This window comes from Serratia sp. AR11, assembly GCF_056376275.1.
This window is the reverse complement of the sequence record NZ_CM150739.1, coordinates 2,285,179-2,301,650: the sequence shown is the minus strand read 5'-3', so window position 1 is coordinate 2,301,650 and position 16,472 is coordinate 2,285,179. Positions and strand designations below refer to the sequence as shown.

The 16,472-nt window shown below is 53.7% G+C and carries 16 protein-coding genes; 9 read left to right on the top strand and 7 right to left on the bottom strand.

All coding sequences use genetic code 11. The features are described 5' to 3' along the window. Window positions 1-273 precede the first annotated feature (273 nt). Window positions 274-1,713, top strand: a complete 1,440-nt coding sequence (gene aldA, locus ACSOSI_RS10920) for an aldehyde dehydrogenase (protein ID WP_261129273.1) — start codon at window positions 274-276, stop codon at window positions 1,711-1,713. A 33-nt stretch (window positions 1,714-1,746) separates the two neighbouring features. On the opposite strand, the gene ACSOSI_RS10915 is transcribed toward aldA, so the two are convergent. The 3 genes from ACSOSI_RS10915 to ACSOSI_RS10905 form a co-directional block, all read right to left on the bottom strand. Next, on the bottom strand, window positions 1,747-2,919 hold the full coding sequence (locus tag ACSOSI_RS10915; protein ID WP_476707051.1) for a Gfo/Idh/MocA family protein: 1,173 nt from the start codon (window positions 2,917-2,919) through the stop codon (window positions 1,747-1,749). 14 nt (window positions 2,920-2,933) lie between these two features. After that, complete coding sequence (locus tag ACSOSI_RS10910) at window positions 2,934-3,857, bottom strand: TIM barrel protein (protein ID WP_476707266.1); 924 nt, start codon at window positions 3,855-3,857, stop codon at window positions 2,934-2,936. A 208-nt stretch (window positions 3,858-4,065) separates the two neighbouring features. Continuing rightward, on the bottom strand, window positions 4,066-5,103 hold the full coding sequence (locus tag ACSOSI_RS10905) for a LacI family DNA-binding transcriptional regulator (RefSeq protein ID WP_476707050.1): 1,038 nt from the start codon (window positions 5,101-5,103) through the stop codon (window positions 4,066-4,068). A gap of 319 nt (window positions 5,104-5,422) precedes the next feature. Between ACSOSI_RS10905 and ACSOSI_RS10900 the strand changes: the two genes are divergently transcribed. The 3 genes from ACSOSI_RS10900 (at window position 5,423) to ACSOSI_RS10890 (ending at window position 7,796) form a co-directional block, all read left to right on the top strand. Further along, window positions 5,423-6,169, top strand: coding sequence for an SDR family NAD(P)-dependent oxidoreductase (locus ACSOSI_RS10900; protein ID WP_476707049.1), 747 nt, complete (start codon window positions 5,423-5,425; stop codon window positions 6,167-6,169). A gap of 17 nt (window positions 6,170-6,186) precedes the next feature. Continuing rightward, window positions 6,187-6,405 (top strand): tautomerase family protein, encoded by a 219-nt coding sequence (locus tag ACSOSI_RS10895; protein WP_112363766.1) that lies wholly within the window; start codon window positions 6,187-6,189, stop codon window positions 6,403-6,405. Between the two features lie 269 nt (window positions 6,406-6,674). Next, window positions 6,675-7,796, top strand: coding sequence for an AI-2E family transporter (locus ACSOSI_RS10890; protein ID WP_012006472.1), 1,122 nt, complete (start codon window positions 6,675-6,677; stop codon window positions 7,794-7,796). Between the two features lie 113 nt (window positions 7,797-7,909). Here the strand turns inward: ACSOSI_RS10890 and tolA are convergent, their stop codons facing one another. Together tolA and icd are read right to left on the bottom strand one after the other, a co-directional pair. After that, window positions 7,910-8,362, bottom strand: a complete 453-nt coding sequence (tolA, locus tag ACSOSI_RS10885) for a cell envelope integrity protein TolA (RefSeq protein ID WP_476707048.1) — start codon at window positions 8,360-8,362, stop codon at window positions 7,910-7,912. Between the two features lie 88 nt (window positions 8,363-8,450). Continuing rightward, window positions 8,451-9,704: an NADP-dependent isocitrate dehydrogenase gene (gene icd / locus ACSOSI_RS10880; protein ID WP_112362581.1), complete on the bottom strand. Its 1,254-nt coding sequence runs from the start codon at window positions 9,702-9,704 to the stop codon at window positions 8,451-8,453. A 132-nt stretch (window positions 9,705-9,836) separates the two neighbouring features. Here icd and rluE point away from each other — a divergent pair, with 132 nt between their 5' ends. Further along, complete coding sequence (rluE, locus tag ACSOSI_RS10875; RefSeq protein ID WP_261277008.1) at window positions 9,837-10,463, top strand: 23S rRNA pseudouridine(2457) synthase RluE; 627 nt, start codon at window positions 9,837-9,839, stop codon at window positions 10,461-10,463. A gap of 34 nt (window positions 10,464-10,497) precedes the next feature. After that, window positions 10,498-10,944, top strand: coding sequence for an NUDIX hydrolase (locus ACSOSI_RS10870; protein WP_476707047.1), 447 nt, complete (start codon window positions 10,498-10,500; stop codon window positions 10,942-10,944). A 52-nt stretch (window positions 10,945-10,996) separates the two neighbouring features. Here the strand turns inward: ACSOSI_RS10870 and ACSOSI_RS10865 are convergent, their stop codons facing one another. Beyond that, the gene (locus ACSOSI_RS10865; RefSeq protein ID WP_476707046.1) at window positions 10,997-12,268 is read right to left on the bottom strand and encodes a nucleoside deaminase; all 1,272 of its coding nucleotides are present in this window, start codon (window positions 12,266-12,268) and stop codon (window positions 10,997-10,999) included. A gap of 317 nt (window positions 12,269-12,585) precedes the next feature. Here ACSOSI_RS10865 and mnmA point away from each other — a divergent pair, with 317 nt between their 5' ends. Genes mnmA through purB form a run of 3 tightly spaced genes read left to right on the top strand, consistent with a single transcriptional unit; the run spans window position 12,586 to window position 15,711 of the window. Beyond that, window positions 12,586-13,689, top strand: coding sequence for a tRNA 2-thiouridine(34) synthase MnmA (gene mnmA / locus ACSOSI_RS10860; protein WP_017892507.1), 1,104 nt, complete (start codon window positions 12,586-12,588; stop codon window positions 13,687-13,689). Between the two features lie 2 nt (window positions 13,690-13,691). Then, on the top strand, window positions 13,692-14,318 hold the full coding sequence (gene hflD, locus ACSOSI_RS10855; RefSeq protein ID WP_368453319.1) for a high frequency lysogenization protein HflD: 627 nt from the start codon (window positions 13,692-13,694) through the stop codon (window positions 14,316-14,318). Between the two features lie 22 nt (window positions 14,319-14,340). Then, window positions 14,341-15,711, top strand: a complete 1,371-nt coding sequence (gene purB / locus ACSOSI_RS10850) for an adenylosuccinate lyase (protein WP_476707045.1) — start codon at window positions 14,341-14,343, stop codon at window positions 15,709-15,711. Window positions 15,712-15,762: 51 nt separating this feature from the next. Here purB and ACSOSI_RS10845 read toward each other — a convergent pair whose 3' ends face one another. Continuing rightward, on the bottom strand, window positions 15,763-16,464 hold the full coding sequence (locus ACSOSI_RS10845; protein ID WP_476707044.1) for a GNAT family N-acetyltransferase: 702 nt from the start codon (window positions 16,462-16,464) through the stop codon (window positions 15,763-15,765). Window positions 16,465-16,472: the final 8 nt, after the last annotated feature.

The window sequence follows — 16,472 nt, the reverse complement described above, 5'->3', positions numbered from 1 at the left end:
GGACAAAAAACAGGCGTGAAGGAGTCTATGAATATTGTCCGGCGCGCAACCTTAGCCTGACTGCCAGTTCTGACGGAAGCTGGCAAAAAACCAGAGGTATCACTGACCGGGATCACAAATTCATTGCAAGGCTGCACGGGTGGCAGGCATTGGCCTGAGGAGCCTGCTCTGGCTGCCATTCTGACGACGAGGCTGGCAGTGAGGCAAAGGTTTTTAACACAGGAAGGTCATTACCATAACAAGGCGTTAATAATATTCCTGTGGAGCCCTGCGATGACCCAGAACCAAAAACGGATGTATATAAACGGTGAATTTATTGCCCACAACACTGGGCGCTGGATTGATGTCATCAACCCGGCCACCGAGCAAGCGATCATGCAAATCCCGCAAGGGGGTGCAGACGAGGCCAGGCTGGCCATTGATGCTGCCGAAGCCGCACAGCCAGGCTGGGAAGCGCTACCTGCGGTTGAACGTGGCCGGTGGCTACATCGACTGGCCGAAGGCATACGCTACAGAGAGCCGGAGCTGACGAAGTTGATCGTCACCGAAGGCGGTAAAACACCTGAATTGGCCAAGGTGGAAGTGCTGTTTACTGCCGACTACCTCGACTATATGGCCGAGTGGGCGCGTCGCTATGAGGGGGAGATTATCCAAAGCGACCGGCCAAATGAAAACATCTTCCTGTTCAAAAAAGCCATCGGCGTGGTAGTTGGCATCCTGCCGTGGAACTTCCCGTTCTTCCTGATTGCGCGTAAGGCCGCCCCGGCGTTGGTGACCGGCAATACCATCGTGATCAAACCCAGTGAGCTGACGCCGGGCAATGCGTTGCTGTTTGCCGAAATCGCGGATCAGATTGGCCTGCCACCGGGCGTGTTTAACCTGGTGACCGGCTACGGGCCGGAGCTGGGTCAGGCACTGGCGGCTAACCCGAAGGTGGGCATGGTCAGCCTGACCGGCAGCGTCGGGGCCGGTATCGCCACGCTGCACGCTGCGGCAGACAACGTCACCAAGGTGTCGCTGGAGTTGGGCGGCAAGGCCCCGGCAATTGTGATGGCCGACGCCGATCTCGACCTGGCGGTCAAAGCCATCGTCAGCTCACGCATCATCAACAGTGGGCAGGTGTGTAACTGCACCGAACGCGTTTACGTACAGCGGGAGATTTATCCGCAGTTTATTGCCAGGCTGACCGAGGCTTTCCGTCAGGTCACCTTTGGCAACCCTGACCAACAAGCCGGGCTGGATATGGGGCCGTTGATCAGCGCCGAGGCGGTTCAACGAGTGGAAGATAAAGTGACGCGGGCGGTCAGCCAGGGCGCAACGTTGGTGATGGGCGGCAAGCGCGAGGCCCGCAGCGGGTACTTTTTCCCACCCACCCTGCTCTGCGACGTGCAGCAAGAGATGGAGATCATGCATCAGGAAATTTTCGGCCCGGTGCTGCCGGTCTGTTGCTTCGACAGTTTTGAACAGGCGATCGCTATGGCTAACGACAGCGAATATGGCCTCACTTCGTCTGTTTTCACCCGTGACCTGAACGTGGCGATGATGGCGATCAAACAATTAAAGTTCGGCGAAACCTACGTCAACCGTGAAAGCTTTGAAGCGATGCAGGGTTTCCATGCCGGTTGGCGTAAGTCCGGTATTGGCGGCGCCGATGGCCGCCACGGATTGGAGGATTATCTGCAAACACAGGTCGCCTATCTGCAATTCCGGTGATTAATGCCTGTTACAAGGCCCCGATACGGGGCCTTAACGGAACTCCACCCAGTTGGCACCGGCATCGGCGGAGCGCACACAGTTTTCGACCCAACGCACCCCCATCGTCCCAGCAGCAACGTCGGGGTACCAAAAATCGGCCAGAAAATCCCGATCCCGCCGATCGGTAGCATCCATCGCCAGGGCAAAGCGTCGGTACAGATTCGACCAGGCTTCAAATAACCCCTCCGAATGACCACCACCAATCCGATCGTCCGCCAGGGCTATAGGATCCAGATAGGGCATACCGCGTTCCAGAATGCGTACCGGTTCGCCCTGCACCTCAAATCGCAGTTGGTTCGGCTGCTCGTCCCACCACTCCAGGCTGGCCTTCTCACCGACAATTCGAACCTTCTGCCCGTGCATCGAACCACTGTTAACCGCAGAGCACCACAGGGAGCCAACGGCACCATTGTCATACTCCATCAGCACATAGGCATTGTCCTCCAGCGGTGCCCGCGTTTTGACAAAACTCTGGCGGCTGCACATCAGACGTTTGACCTTTAGCTGCGGCACCATGGTTTCCGCCAGGAACAAAGGATGGGTCGCCAAATCACCCAATACGTAGCTGGGGCCGACAAAACGGGGATCCACCCGCCAGCGGGTGCTGGGGTTATCCAACTCCACCGCCGCCGCATGGAATCCGTGCGCAAATTGCATGTTGATAATGCGGATCTCACCCAGCAGGCCGGCGGCGATCATCTGCCGGGCCTGAAGGATCAACTGGTGTCCGGCGTAGCCGTAGGTAACCCCGATAATTTTATGCTGTTTTTGGCTCAGTTCGACCAGCGACTGCGCTTCTTCAACGGTGAAACACAGTGGTTTCTCGCACACGACATGCAGGCCAGCGGCCAGTGCCGCCTGGCAGATGGCAAAGTGGGTATTATTGGGGGTGGCAATGGAAACCGCCTCGATGCCATCCACTCTGGCAGCCTCTTCACGAAATAGCGTAGCGTAATCCGGATAACAGCGCTCCGCTGCGATCCCCAGGCTCTGTCCAAAAAGACGCCCTCGCTGCGCGTCAATATCAAACGCCCCGGCCAACAGGGAGAAAGTGCCATCGCGCAGTGCCGCAGAACGATGAATATAACCAATCTGACTGGTTCCGCCGCCGCCAACCATCCCCCAGCGCAAGGATCGTTCCAAAGGTTTAATGCCGTTGATCATCACGTTTCTCCTGATTAAAAACCGAGGGTTCGTAAATAGTTGAGGCTTTCTGTTACATCACTCAGGCTGCCCTGCGCATGACGGGGGTCGCGCTCCTGCTCAATGGTGATCCAACCCTGATAACCCCGCGTCATTAATAATTCACGCACCGCCGGGTAATCGATCGCCCCCTTGCCCAATGGACACATCACTCCCTGCGCGCAGGCAGTGAAGAAATCCAGCCCACTCGCCAACACCTGGTGGAATACCTGCGGGTTAACATCCTTGAAGTGCAGGTAATCGATACGCGCAAAATAGCGGTCAATCCAGGTGGTCGGGTCCATGCCTGAGTAATACAAATGGCCGGTGTCCAGGCACAGCCCGGCGATTTGGTGAGGAATTTGCTCGACCAGTTGCTCAATTTCATCGGCGAATTCGATACAACCACCGGCATGCGGATGCACTACCGGCCGCACGCCATATTCCTGCCAGGCAATTTTGCCAAGAGTCATGATATGGCCGATCATCCGCTGCCAGTCCGCCTGGGTAAGTCGCGGTGCCAATAACGACTGCCCGGCAAATTTGGCTCGCTGAGGATTACCGAAATCAATAATCACCAGATATGGCGGTGAGAAATTACCGGCATTTATAGACTGCGCCCTGGCAGTCTGTGACAAATTTCGGCAAATGTTATGTGTCAGTTCAAGGAGATAGCTAAAATTTTGTTCGCTGACCAGATCGTCGAAAATGGTGCCTGCCACCAGCGACAGTCCGTGCCGCTGTAATTCGGCGCTCAGGATATCGGCATCGGTGGGAAGATAGCCCCAGGGCCCCAGCTCGATGCTGCGATAGCCGGCAGCGTTCGCCTCCTGCAGCACTTTGGTGTAAGGCGGAAGATGCGGGTTTTTAGGGTCATCCACACCCCAACTACAGGGCGCATTGGCAATCGGCAAACTCATCATTTTTATTCCGGGTCGAAGTCGAAGTGACCTCAGTATTAAATAAACGTTTCGAAACCAGCAATGATGAAAATTTCATTCTTTGATGGCGATCGCGTTAATTTTGATAGCTTAAATGATGGTTTTTTATCAAAACCAGACAGGCCGAAGCGCCCGGGAGATTGGGATATTTATAATGAAAAACGGCTCCGCCAGAGGGAGCCGACTATCAGAGGTTTTCTTTGGTGATCAGATCAAAGCGGTTAATGGTGTGACTAAAACCGGAGGAGCCGCCACCGGTGGCGGCGACAAAAGTGCTGATGACTGACGCCGCAAACTCGGCAATACGATGCCTGAGCATCAGATCCAGAGTGCCGTCGATCAGCGCCATTTCGCCGCCTGCAACCGGGCCATGACCAATCAGCATCACCTGATGCTGCCTGCCGCTTTCCCGCAGCGCAGCGATAATCCCTTCCACACCCCCGCAGGGTGCATACAGAGCCACCAGATTGGGATGCTGCTCCAGCAAGGTTTGAGTGACTTGTCTTGCGCTTTCGGCCTGTTCATGACTGCGTACCGGCTCAAGCACCCGCTGACCACTCAGGTGTTCGCGCAGGTAAGATCGAAAGCTGATTTCGCAGGTTTCCTGACACAGAAAACGGTTATCGCCGATAATGACCCCGACATCGCCCTGCCGATGGCACAAGCGCTCCACCGCCCAGCCGGCGGTACGACCTGCCTGCTGGTTATCCCAGCCGATATAACCGGCACGGCTGTGTACCGATAAATCAGACAGCAACGTGAATACCTTTACCCCCTGCCTGCTAGCCTCTTCCACCGCAAAACGGATCATCGGGTTATCCAGCGCCAGCACGCCGATCACATCCACACTTTGGCTTAACTGTGTGATGGCGGCAGCGGTGTCGCTGACCGCACTGATATCATGAAACATGAACTGTGGCGGGTGCTCAGCGTCGTAATAGGGTGCGGCCTGTTCCAGCAGGCTATCCGCCAATTGTGCGTAGAACGAATGTTCCTTGCGCAGCAGGATAAAGCCCATTTTAATCCGTGCGGCTGGTTGGCACACCGCCTCAAACAGTTGATGCGATTTCTCTAGTGCGAAGCCTAATTTGTGCGCCGCCGCAATGACCCTGCGTGCCGTTTCCGGCCGTACTGTTGCGCGCTGGTTTATTACCCGATCAACAGTAGCGATACCAACATGTGCCTCTCTGGCAATGGCGGCCAGGGTGGTTTTCTTGCCTGCCATAATCGTCTCCCTCATGATTTTGATAAAAACTATCATGTCCCAGCCGCCCAAAGAAATCAGGCTGCCGTTTTTGTGTGATCGGACGCGTTAATAGCGTAATACGCTCAGCAATAAGGCTCGAAATCCGTTCTGGTGTTGGCCGCTGCGGTACTGGGAAGCCCGCTGGCGTTGGCGCCGGTAGCCAAACCCAAAATCTAGCCAGCCCGTCGTGACTCATTACACCATGTATAAAATCAAATGACTCTGACCCCATTTTTCTCTTTATCCATAAGCATTATCGTTTCAGCCACGCAAATAATGACTATGCAGAGAACGGATAATGGACAGAGTAAAAACAGTAATTGTTACCGGCGCATCCAGCGGATTGGGCTTCGCTATTGCGCGGGCTTACCTGGCGCGTGGCTACAATGTCGTGGGCAACGCACGCTCACTGGAACGTTTGCAGGCAGCGGCCAACCAACTCGGTAATCCTGCGAACCTGCTGCTGGTTCCCGGTGATATCGCCCTGCCGGAAACCGCGACCCGCCTGTTCGAACAGGCAGAAGAAAACTTTGGTCAGGTCGATATTCTGATCAATAACGCGGGGATCTTCATGTCCAAACCGGTGGCAGAGTATTCGGAGGAAGATGTCGACGCGATGCTGGCGACCAATCTGAAAGGTTTCTTCTATCCCTCGCAGGCCGCTGCCCGTCACATGGTGCCCAATGGCGCTGGCCACATCGTCACCATCACTGCCGCCATCGCCATGCAGCCCATCAGCAAAGTCCCGGCCCTGCTGCCGATTATGGTCAAGGGCGGGCTGAACCAGGCCACCCGCGGGCTGGCACTGGAACTGGCACCGCATAATGTGATGGTCAACGCCGTTGCTCCCGGCATCATTGCCACTCCACTGACCATGAGCAACCCGGATGAACAAAGCCTGGCGTTTATGAAACAGATGGCCCCGACCCAACGCATCGGTCAGCCGCAGGATATTGTCGATGCGGTGCTGTACCTGACTGACTCAAGCTTTGTCACCGGCACCATCGTTGCCGTAGACGGCGGCACTACCGCCGGCGTCTGGTAATTAAGGAGAACCTGCACATGCCCTATGTCAATATTAAAGTCACCGATGAAGGCGTCACCGCCGAGCAGAAGCGCCAATTGATTGAAGGCGTCACCGAGTTACTGGAACGCGTGCTGAACAAGCCACGATACGCCACCTCTGTAGTGATTGACGAAGTCGCTACCGATAACTGGGGCGTAGGCGGTGAAAGTGTCACGACCCTGCGCAACAAAGAACGAAACTCGGGCCAGCGATAGCCCCCAACGCCCCTGGTCTGTTATTAATCCGACGTTAATCCGCAAAGGGTGACGGATTAGTCAGGCTGGGGGATTGTGTTGTAACAAGCCCGCATCTCCCACTCAAATACCCCCACTGAATAGATGATGACTAATAAGTTTCATTAATCGTTCATCTATAAAATCCACTACCTGTTACGCGTTTGTGATGATAGGGTTTAATCTTCAAGAAGTGTCAATGCCATTCAATACCGGCATTGGCGGAGAAATCTATCATCAGAGGGACGGGTATGATGTCTAAGGGTATTTCAAAGGGATTCTTTATTCTGATCCTTTTCATAGTTACCGCTGCTTTTCTGGACGTATTGGGTCCCTATTATTCGTCCGTTCTGTGGGCGATCATCCTGGCGGTGATTTTCCACCCGGTGAAACAAAAACTTAAGCAGTATTTGGGCGAACGAAACGGCCTGGTGTCGCTTTTGACGGTCGCAGTGATCTGTCTGATCGTATTTACTCCCCTGGCGATTATTGCGTCTTCATTGGCGATTGAGCTTAACGTGGTCTACACCAAATTACAGGGTAATAACGCGCAATTCCCGGTAGTTCTGGCCGATACCCTGCGGGTGCTGCCTGGCTGGGCACGCCATTTCCTTACCGAGCATAACCTCGACAATGCGGCAGAAATACAAAAGAAACTTTCACAGGTGGCGCTGCAAGGTGGGCAATATCTTGCCGGTAGCGTGTTCCTGATCGGTAAAGGCACCTTCAACTTTGCCGTGGGTTTTGGCGTAATGCTCTATCTGCTGTTCTTCCTGCTGAAGGACGGCCCTTATCTGGTTAACCTGACGCTACAGGCGCTGCCGTTATCCGAGCACGTTAAACATCATCTGTTTGTGAAATTCGCCGCGGTTTCCCGCGCGACGGTAAAAGGCACGGTTGTGGTTGCCGCAGTGCAAGGTGCACTCGGCGGCCTGGCGTTTTACATCACCGGTATCGAAGGCAGCCTGCTGTGGGCTGCATTGATGGCGTTCCTGTCCATCATCCCCGCAGTGGGCTCCGCCATTATCTGGGTACCCGCTGCCATCTATTTCTTCGCCACCGGTATGTTGTGGAAAGGCCTATTCCTGGTGGGCTTCTTCGTGGTGATCATCGGCTTGGTCGACAACATCCTTCGCCCGCTGCTGGTGGGTAAAGACACCAAGATGCCGGATTACCTGATCCTGATTTCAACCCTGGGCGGTATGGAGATTTACGGTATCAATGGTTTCGTCATCGGCCCGTTGATCGCCGCCCTGTTCATCGCCTGCTGGAATATTCTTTCCGGTCGCGACAGTGCCGAAACCACCGATGAGATTGATGAGGACTTTATCGAGGAAGGCAAGAATCACCCTGATGCCACCAAGGCGGATTGAAACCTTGCCCCTGTCGGGGTATCTGTAAAACGGCAGTAAACAACGGGAGCCCTACGGCTCCCGTTGTTGTTCAAATGATTAAACACAATTACAGACGTTTAACGATAGTTATGTCATTCAGCCGCTAAGGGGCGAAATTCCAGTACGGAATCTTTAAAAGCACCGTAAACCGCTTGTGACGGCGGCTTGGGGAAACGGGTATTTACGATTGCCTTTATAGCAGCCCGGCAAAGCGCAGGATCACCACTTTCAGAGCGGACAGCCAAAAGCATCCCATCCGGGGCAAACTTCATTCTGATAGTACATTGCTTGCCGGCATAGGCGTTGGCATCATAAAAATGACTTTGAATCGCGGCGCGTACCTGCCCGGCATAGTGGCTGACCTCATCCCCTGCAGCGGGAGTTGCTTTGCTGTCAAGAGGAGCAAAAAGATCATCGACCCCTTCCGCAGACGGCCCAGCTTTAGCCACAGCGTTCGTCTTGGTACAGCCTGTCAGCCATAGTGAGATGACAATAAGCATTAATGTCGGCAGGTTTTTTTTAAACCCTAAATGAACTCTATTCATGATTCCCTTCTATTAGAATAGTCACTGGAAAGAACAATAAAAAACGGGAACCATCAGGCTCCCGTTCTTATTCAAACGCAAAACACCATTACATGTGTTTAACGATAGCGTCACCAAACTCTGAACATTTCAGCAGTTTAGCACCTTCCATCAGGCGTTCGAAGTCATAGGTCACGGTCTTGGCAGCGATTGCGCCTTCAGTGCCTTTAACAATCAGGTCAGCCGCTTCGAACCAGCCCATGTGACGCAGCATCATTTCTGCAGACAGGATGATGGAACCTGGGTTCACTTTATCCTGACCGGCATACTTAGGTGCGGTGCCGTGGGTCGCTTCGAACAGTGCGCAATCGGAACCGATATTGGCTCCCGGTGCGATACCGATACCGCCAACCTGTGCGGCCAGGGCGTCGGAGATGTAGTCACCGTTCAGGTTCATACAGGCAATGACGTCGTATTCAGCCGGACGCAGCAGGATTTGCTGCAGGAAGGCGTCGGCGATCACGTCTTTAACCACGATCTCTTTACCGGTGTTCGGGTTCTTGATTTTCAGCCATGGGCCGCCGTCGATCAGTTCGCCACCAAACTCTTCACGCGCCAGTTCGTAGCCCCAATCCTTGAAGGCACCTTCGGTGAACTTCATGATGTTGCCTTTGTGAACCAGGGTCACAGAGTCACGGTCGTTGGTGATTGCGTATTCGATCGCTGCACGAACCAGACGTTTGGTCCCTTCTTCAGAGCATGGCTTCACGCCGATACCGCATTGCTCTGGGAAGCGGATTTTCTTCACGCCCATTTCGTCGCGCAGGAACTTGATCACTTTGTCTGCTTCGGCAGAACCGGCTTTCCATTCGATACCCGCATAGATGTCTTCGGCGTTTTCGCGGAAGATCACCATGTCGGTCAGCTCTGGCTGTTTAACCGGGCTTGGAGTGCCCTGGTAGTAACGCACCGGACGCAGACACACGTACAGATCCAGCTGTTGGCGCAGGGCCACGTTCAGGGAGCGAATACCGCCACCGACTGGGGTAGTCAGCGGGCCTTTAATGGCAACGCGGTAGTCACGGATCAGATCCAGGGTTTCTTCCGGCAGCCACACGTCTTTCCCGTAAACGTGAGTGGATTTTTCACCGGTGTAGATTTCCATCCAGGAGATTTTACGTTCGCCGTGGTAGGCTTTTTTTACTGCTGCATCAACCACGTGAATCATAGCAGGGGTAACGTCGACGCCAATGCCGTCGCCTTCGATAAACGGAATGATCGGGTTATTCGGAACAACCAGTTTACCCTGGGCATCGACCGTAATCTTTTTACCTTCTGCCGGAACAACTACTTTGCTTTCCATCAACCTCTCCTTCAAGCGCAATTTTTGTTAATGCTTTGTAAGATGCGTGTAGATACTACTGGAATTTTCTGTCCGCGCCAATCCGAAACGGATTCGGTTATAATGCGCCTATCATCCGTAATCTCAACTGTTATGAAAAAATTCCCTGTTAGAAATCACAAAGTTAAACGATTCAGCCAGCCTGCTTCCGCCAAACCCGCTGTCGCACAGGGGCCGCGTCGCGTGGTGTTATTCAATAAACCCTTCGATGTCCTGCCGCAATTTACCGATGAGGCCGGCCGCACCACGCTGAAAGAATTCATTCCGTTTCCTGATGTTTACGCCGCCGGACGTCTGGATCGCGACAGCGAAGGATTATTGGTATTAACCAATGACGGCAAGCTGCAGGCGCAGCTTACCCAGCCAGGCAAGCGCACTGGCAAAGTGTATTACGTGCAGGTAGAAGGAGCGCCGCAGGACAACGATTTAGTCTCTTTACGTAACGGGGTCACGCTCAAAGACGGCCCGACGCTGCCGGCCGGTGTGGAGTTGGTGGCCGAACCGCAGTGGCTATGGCCGCGCAATCCGCCGATCCGCGAGCGCAAGTCGATTCCCACCGCCTGGCTGAAAATCACCCTGTATGAAGGACGAAACCGCCAGGTACGTCGCATGACTGCACATATCGGCTTCCCTACCCTGCGACTGATTCGCTACAGTATGGGTAATATTTCATTGGGAGAACTGCAACCCGGTGAATGGAAATGCCTTGATTCGCTTTAATCCGCCCATCAATCCGTCGCTTTAAGGGGCCGTTATGTTTAAACCGCACGTTACCGTTGCCTGCGTGGTTCACGCTGCCGGCAAGTTTTTAATCGTCGAGGAGACCATTAACAGCAAGTCACTATGGAACCAGCCGGCCGGTCATCTTGAAGCCGACGAAACGCTGGTACAGGCCGCCGAACGCGAGCTGTGGGAAGAAACTGGCATCCGCGCCACGCCGCAGTCGTTCCTCAGGCTGCACCAGTGGATCGCCCCGGACAACACGCCGTTTCTGCGCTTTTGCTTTGTCATCGAGCTGGAACAACAACTGCCGACCGAGCCGCACGACAGCGATATCGACCGCTGCCTGTGGCTGAGCGCCGAAGAGATTCTGCAGGCTGCAAATCTTCGTTCCCCGCTGGTCGCCGAAAGCATTCGTTGTTACCAGCAGCCGGAGCGTTATCCATTGTCGTTAGTGGAGTTTTATCCGCCATCCCTTTGAAGCTTAAGATGAAAAACTCTGGCGCATCCCGCGCTGCGCCAGAATAATTGAGCTATTTATTTTCAGGTAAAAAAGACATAACTTCATCAATCAACAACTGATCCTTCACCTGAGTCGGGTACACGCCAATCGCTTCACTGTATAATGGAGGAAGCCCTTGGCAATATTGGGTCAAGTCTGCTTGAGTCATACTAGCAACGACGTATTGGAATGAGAGTGGGTTCACCGCAGGCAATTTTTCTTCCATAGTGGATCCATAAGCGCCAAAATCAATCAAGCTTTTCGATGAACTATTTGGTCCACGCGCAAATACAAAGGTGCCGTATTTGGGATGACACAAATATTTTAAGGCTCTCTCCCCAACGTCAGGATCTTCACGCAGTTCATAACGTAATTTTGCGTAGCTGCGTGTTGTCGACATAAATGCCGTTTGGATCGCTGATGCTGTCTGATTACCAGGCAAACAAAGCAATAAATTACCAAAATAATCCAGGAAAGCTACCGCATTCCCATCCCCACCCTGATCATAATCAATCAGTAAAGCTCGAATTAAATGGCTTGCCAGACCCAAGTCAGGCTTCCCTCTCGCAGGAGCAACATATGTCAATGCATCCCGATAAACACTTTTCAGTTTTTCAATAATAAGGTCATTTTCCGCCAACGATTGTGGATTAAGTAACTGCTCCGGTGGTAAATCGTTATTCACCGTATTCTGCACTTGTGTCAAGGTAGCATTAAATACCGATGTACACAGTGCCTGAGCATTCTGAGCTATTGTTTGTTGAGTAAAAAACGCAGGTACCGCTGCTGAACTGGCTGGACGGGCAAAACAGGTCGTCCCTACAACTTCTGGATAACTGAAAGTTTCCTGAGCGATAGGTCGCAATTTTGGATCCAATGAAGGAAAATCGGCCTGAGTATTATAATTAATGCCAGAAAAGGTATCGAACGACGCAGAAACCACTTTAAACCCACTGGTTAAAATAGAACCTGAACACATACAACAAGGATCTAATGACGTAACAATAGTAATCTCATTTGGCGGCGGCATTGGTACACCTTTAGCGATTTGGTCATAGTACCAATCAACAAGTTGGCGCTCACCATGTGCAGTAGGATCATTCGTTTTATTGTTCATCACCACATTATTATGCATGGTGTTCAATAAATTCCCTTCACTATCCAACATCATACCACCAACGCTAAATGTTCCTTGGCAATAAGCCTCCATCGCTTTTTCTGCTACCGCAGAAACAGTATCATTAACGGAGGTGTAATTCCCTTTCAGTCGCGTACGCAGATTATCGCATTTACAATTACTCATGAACACTCCTTGTTTAGATAATTAAAATCAGATTGAGTTTGGCAATGATAAAACTCACTCAGCACTCAAACAAGCTTATTTTTATAAACATTTATTTTTAATAAACACAAAAAACAATCACGGAATCAGTTAATAAATAGAAGGTATTAATGTAAATGAAGTAAATATCGCTGCGATAATAAATATAACTAAGGCAATAGCATTCCTTCACTAACAGCGCCACACCTGATAGCCCCCGCAGATCTCAGGGTGTGCCTGCTCTGGCTTTGTGTTATATTGCTACGCCAGAATTTTTGTTACCGAATTTCGAGATCTCCATGTCAGACAACAGCCAGAAAAAAGTAATCGTCGGTATGTCCGGCGGCGTCGACTCTTCCGTTACTGCCTATCTGTTACAGCAACAGGGCTATCAGGTCGCTGGGCTGTTTATGAAGAACTGGGAAGAAGACGACGATGAAGAGTACTGCTCCGCAGCGACCGATCTGGCCGATGCACAAGCGGTATGCGACAAACTCGGCATCGAACTGCACACGGTGAATTTCGCGGCAGAGTACTGGGACAACGTGTTTGAGCTGTTCCTGGAAGAGTACAAGGCCGGCCGCACGCCGAACCCGGACATCCTGTGCAATAAAGAAATCAAATTCAAAGCCTTCCTGGAATTCGCCGCAGAAGATCTGGGGGCGGATTTTATCGCCACCGGCCACTACGTGCGTCGCCAGGACGTGGACGGCAAAAGCCGTCTGCTGCGCGGTGTCGACGGCAACAAAGACCAGAGCTATTTCCTCTACACCCTGAGCCACGAGCAGGTCGCACAAAGCCTGTTCCCGGTCGGTGAGCTGGAAAAACCAGAGGTGCGCCGCATCGCTGAACAACTGGAACTGGTTACCGCCAAGAAAAAAGATTCCACCGGTATCTGCTTTATCGGCGAACGCAAATTCCGCGACTTCCTCGGCCGTTATCTGCCAGCTCAACCAGGGCCGATTGTCAGCGTCGACGGCCAGACCGTCGGTGAACACCAGGGCCTGATGTACCACACCCTGGGCCAGCGCAAAGGGCTGGGCATCGGCGGCATGAAAGACAGCAGCGAAGATCCATGGTACGTGGTGGACAAAGACGTCGCCAACAACGTGCTGGTGGTCGCACAGGGGCATGAGCATCCGCGCCTGATGTCCGTCGGGCTGATTGCCCAGCAACTGCATTGGGTCGATCGCCTGCCGCTGAGCGGGCCATTCCGCTGTACGGTGAAAACCCGTTATCGCCAGCAGGATATTCCTTGCACCGTCACCCCGCTTGACGAACAACGCATTGAAGTGCGTTTCGACGAGCCGGTCGCCGCCGTCACCCCAGGTCAGTCAGCCGTGTTCTATCAGGATGAAATCTGCCTCGGCGGCGGCATTATCGAACAGCGTTTACAGGAGTAATCGTGGCGAAGAACTATTATGACATTACGCTGGCGATGGCCGGGATCAGTCAGACCGCACGTCTGGTCCAGCAGTTGGCGCACGAAGGCCAATGCGATCGCGAAGCCTTTCATATCTCGCTAAGCAGCCTGCTGCAGATGGATCCCCCTTCCACGCTGGCGGTGTTCGGCGGTGAAGAACGCAATTTGAAAATGGGTCTTGAGACGCTGATGGGCGTGCTCAATGCCAACAATAAAGGCCTGGCCGCCGAGCTGACCCGCTACACCATCAGCCTGATGGTGCTGGAGCGCAAACTCAACGCCAACAAACAGGCGATGAACCAGCTTGGCGAACGTCTCGGCCAGCTTGAACGCCAACTGGCGCATTTTGATCTGGAATCAGACACTATCATCAGCGCGCTGGCCGGCATCTATGTCGACGTCGTCAGCCCGCTCGGGCCGCGCATTCAGGTGACAGGTTCACCGGCTATCCTGCAGAACCCGCAGGTGCAGGCCAAGGTTCGCGCCGCACTGCTGGCGGGCATCCGTGCCGCCGTGCTGTGGCAACAGGTTGGCGGTAGCCGCCTGCAGTTAATGTTTTCCCGTAATCGTCTGTTCAAACAGGCGCAAAATATCGTTGCTCATTGTTAATAGATCCCAGGAGTTGCTACCGATGGAATTATCCTCACTGACCGCCGTTTCCCCCGTTGATGGACGCTACGGTGATAAAGTCAGCGCACTGCGCACCATTTTCAGCGAGTACGGTCTGCTGAAATTCCGTGTGCAGGTTGAAGTACGTTGGCTGCAAAAACTGGCCGCCTGCGCAGAAATCAGGGAAGTTCCGGCTTTTGACGCCGACGCAAACGCTTTCCTCGACAAGATCGTCGCAGAGTTCAGCGAAGAAGACGCGCAGCGTATCAAGACTATCGAACGCACCACCAACCACGACGTGAAAGCGGTTGAGTATTTCCTGAAGGAAAAAGTGGAAGCGATCCCTGCCCTGCAGGCGGTGTCCGAGTTTATCCACTTTGCCTGTACCTCCGAAGACATCAACAACCTGTCGCACGCGCTGATGCTGCAAACGGCACGTCAGGACGTGGTGCTGCCGTACTGGCGTAAAATCATTGATTCGATCAAGGGCCTGGCGCTGGAATACCGCGATATTCCGCTGCTGTCTCGTACCCATGGCCAACCGGCCACCCCGTCCACCGTCGGTAAAGAATTCGCCAACGTCGCCTACCGCATGGAGCGTCAGTTCCGTCAGCTTGAGCGCGTGGAAATCATGGGCAAGATCAACGGCGCAGTCGGCAACTATAACGCCCACATCGTCGCTTACCCGGAAGTGGACTGGCATGTGTTCAGCGAAGAGTTTGTTACCTCGCTGGGCATTATCTGGAACCCGTACACCACTCAGATCGAGCCGCACGACTATATCGCCGAGCTGTTTGACTGCGTTGCGCGTTTCAACACCATCCTGATCGACTTCGACCGTGATATCTGGGGCTACATCGCTCTGAATCACTTCAAGCAGAAGACCATCGCCGGTGAAATCGGTTCTTCTACCATGCCGCACAAGGTTAACCCAATCGACTTCGAAAACTCCGAAGGCAACCTGGGCCTGTCAAACGCGGTACTGGGCCACCTGGCCAGCAAACTGCCGGTTTCCCGCTGGCAGCGCGACCTGACGGACTCCACCGTGCTGCGCAACCTGGGCGTTGGCCTGGGTTATGCGTTGATCGCCTACCAGGCGACCATGAAAGGCATCAGCAAGCTGGAAGTGAACCAGGCACACCTGCTGGACGAACTGGATCACAACTGGGAAGTGTTGGCCGAGCCGATCCAAACCGTAATGCGCCGTTACGGCATCGAAAAGCCGTACGAAAAACTGAAAGAGCTGACTCGCGGCAAGCGTGTGGATGCTGCCGGCATGCAGACGTTTATCGATAGCCTGGCGTTGCCGGAAGAAGAGAAAACTCGTCTGAAAGCCATGACCCCGGCTAATTACATTGGCCGCGCGGCGACCATGGTCGATGAGCTGAAGTAACGGCGAGGCGACGAAAACAGTGAGGCGGCCCTTGGGCCGCCTCTTTTATTTTTACTGCATTAAATCCTGTAGCCGTTGTTTCTGCAGCCCTTGCGCATTGAAATTGTCAGGGTTCAGCCACTGCTCAAACCCCGCCTTGATGGTCGGCCAGCGGTCGGCGGTAATGGCAAACCAGTCGGTATCGCGACTGCGGCCCTTGGTGACCAGCGCATGCCTGAAAGTGCCCTCATAATTGAAGCCAAATCTCGCCGCTGCCCTTCTGGAGGGGGCGTTATGGCTGTCGCACTTCCATTCACAGCGGCGATAACCCAAGTCCTCAAACAGGTGTCGCAACATCAGATAAATCGCTTCGGTGGCGCTCGAGTGCTGCTTCATCGCCGGTGACCAACTGACATGGCCAATCTCCGCCACGCCGTTAGCTTCATCGATGCGCATATAGGCAACCGTCCCGACCGGACTCTGGCTTGCGCGGTCAAATACCGTCAGATTCACCAACGTGGGGTTCGCCTGCAGGGTGGTCAGATGCTGCAACATGGCAGCAAGGCTTTCCGGCCGTTCTATCGATAAATAGGTCCAGTCGCGGCCATCGGGTGCCTGCTGGAAAGCACTGAACAACGCGGCATGGTCGCGCTGTGGCTCAAGCCGTTCCAGGCGACAAAAGCGCCCGTCAAGCGTCTCACCGCCGGGCCGTTTCGCCGCCTGCCAATCGGCTAATGGCTCACCCACCGGTTGGCCGAATTGATTGATCACCATAAAGCCTC

What these genes read in the sequence shown, in the direction of transcription:
- ACSOSI_RS10900 (WP_476707049.1), top strand. Translation starts at nt 5,423, where the DNA reads ATGGACAGAGTAAAAACAGTAATTGTTACCGGCGCATCCAGCGGATTG.
- ACSOSI_RS10915 (WP_476707051.1), bottom strand. Translation starts at nt 2,919, where the DNA reads ATGATCAACGGCATTAAACCTTTGGAACGATCCTTGCGCTGGGGGATG.
- ACSOSI_RS10895 (WP_112363766.1), top strand. Translation starts at nt 6,187, where the DNA reads ATGCCCTATGTCAATATTAAAGTCACCGATGAAGGCGTCACCGCCGAG.
- rluE (WP_261277008.1), top strand. Translation starts at nt 9,837, where the DNA reads ATGAAAAAATTCCCTGTTAGAAATCACAAAGTTAAACGATTCAGCCAG.
- purB (WP_476707045.1), top strand. Translation starts at nt 14,341, where the DNA reads ATGGAATTATCCTCACTGACCGCCGTTTCCCCCGTTGATGGACGCTAC.
- ACSOSI_RS10890 (WP_012006472.1), top strand. Translation starts at nt 6,675, where the DNA reads ATGATGTCTAAGGGTATTTCAAAGGGATTCTTTATTCTGATCCTTTTC.
- ACSOSI_RS10865 (WP_476707046.1), bottom strand. Translation starts at nt 12,268, where the DNA reads ATGAGTAATTGTAAATGCGATAATCTGCGTACGCGACTGAAAGGGAAT.
- ACSOSI_RS10870 (WP_476707047.1), top strand. Translation starts at nt 10,498, where the DNA reads ATGTTTAAACCGCACGTTACCGTTGCCTGCGTGGTTCACGCTGCCGGC.
- ACSOSI_RS10905 (WP_476707050.1), bottom strand. Translation starts at nt 5,103, where the DNA reads ATGGCAGGCAAGAAAACCACCCTGGCCGCCATTGCCAGAGAGGCACAT.
- ACSOSI_RS10845 (WP_476707044.1), bottom strand. Translation starts at nt 16,464, where the DNA reads ATGGTGATCAATCAATTCGGCCAACCGGTGGGTGAGCCATTAGCCGAT.
- mnmA (WP_017892507.1), top strand. Translation starts at nt 12,586, where the DNA reads ATGTCAGACAACAGCCAGAAAAAAGTAATCGTCGGTATGTCCGGCGGC.
- ACSOSI_RS10910 (WP_476707266.1), bottom strand. Translation starts at nt 3,857, where the DNA reads ATGAGTTTGCCGATTGCCAATGCGCCCTGTAGTTGGGGTGTGGATGAC.
- icd (WP_112362581.1), bottom strand. Translation starts at nt 9,704, where the DNA reads ATGGAAAGCAAAGTAGTTGTTCCGGCAGAAGGTAAAAAGATTACGGTC.
- tolA (WP_476707048.1), bottom strand. Translation starts at nt 8,362, where the DNA reads ATGAATAGAGTTCATTTAGGGTTTAAAAAAAACCTGCCGACATTAATG.
- aldA (WP_261129273.1), top strand. Translation starts at nt 274, where the DNA reads ATGACCCAGAACCAAAAACGGATGTATATAAACGGTGAATTTATTGCC.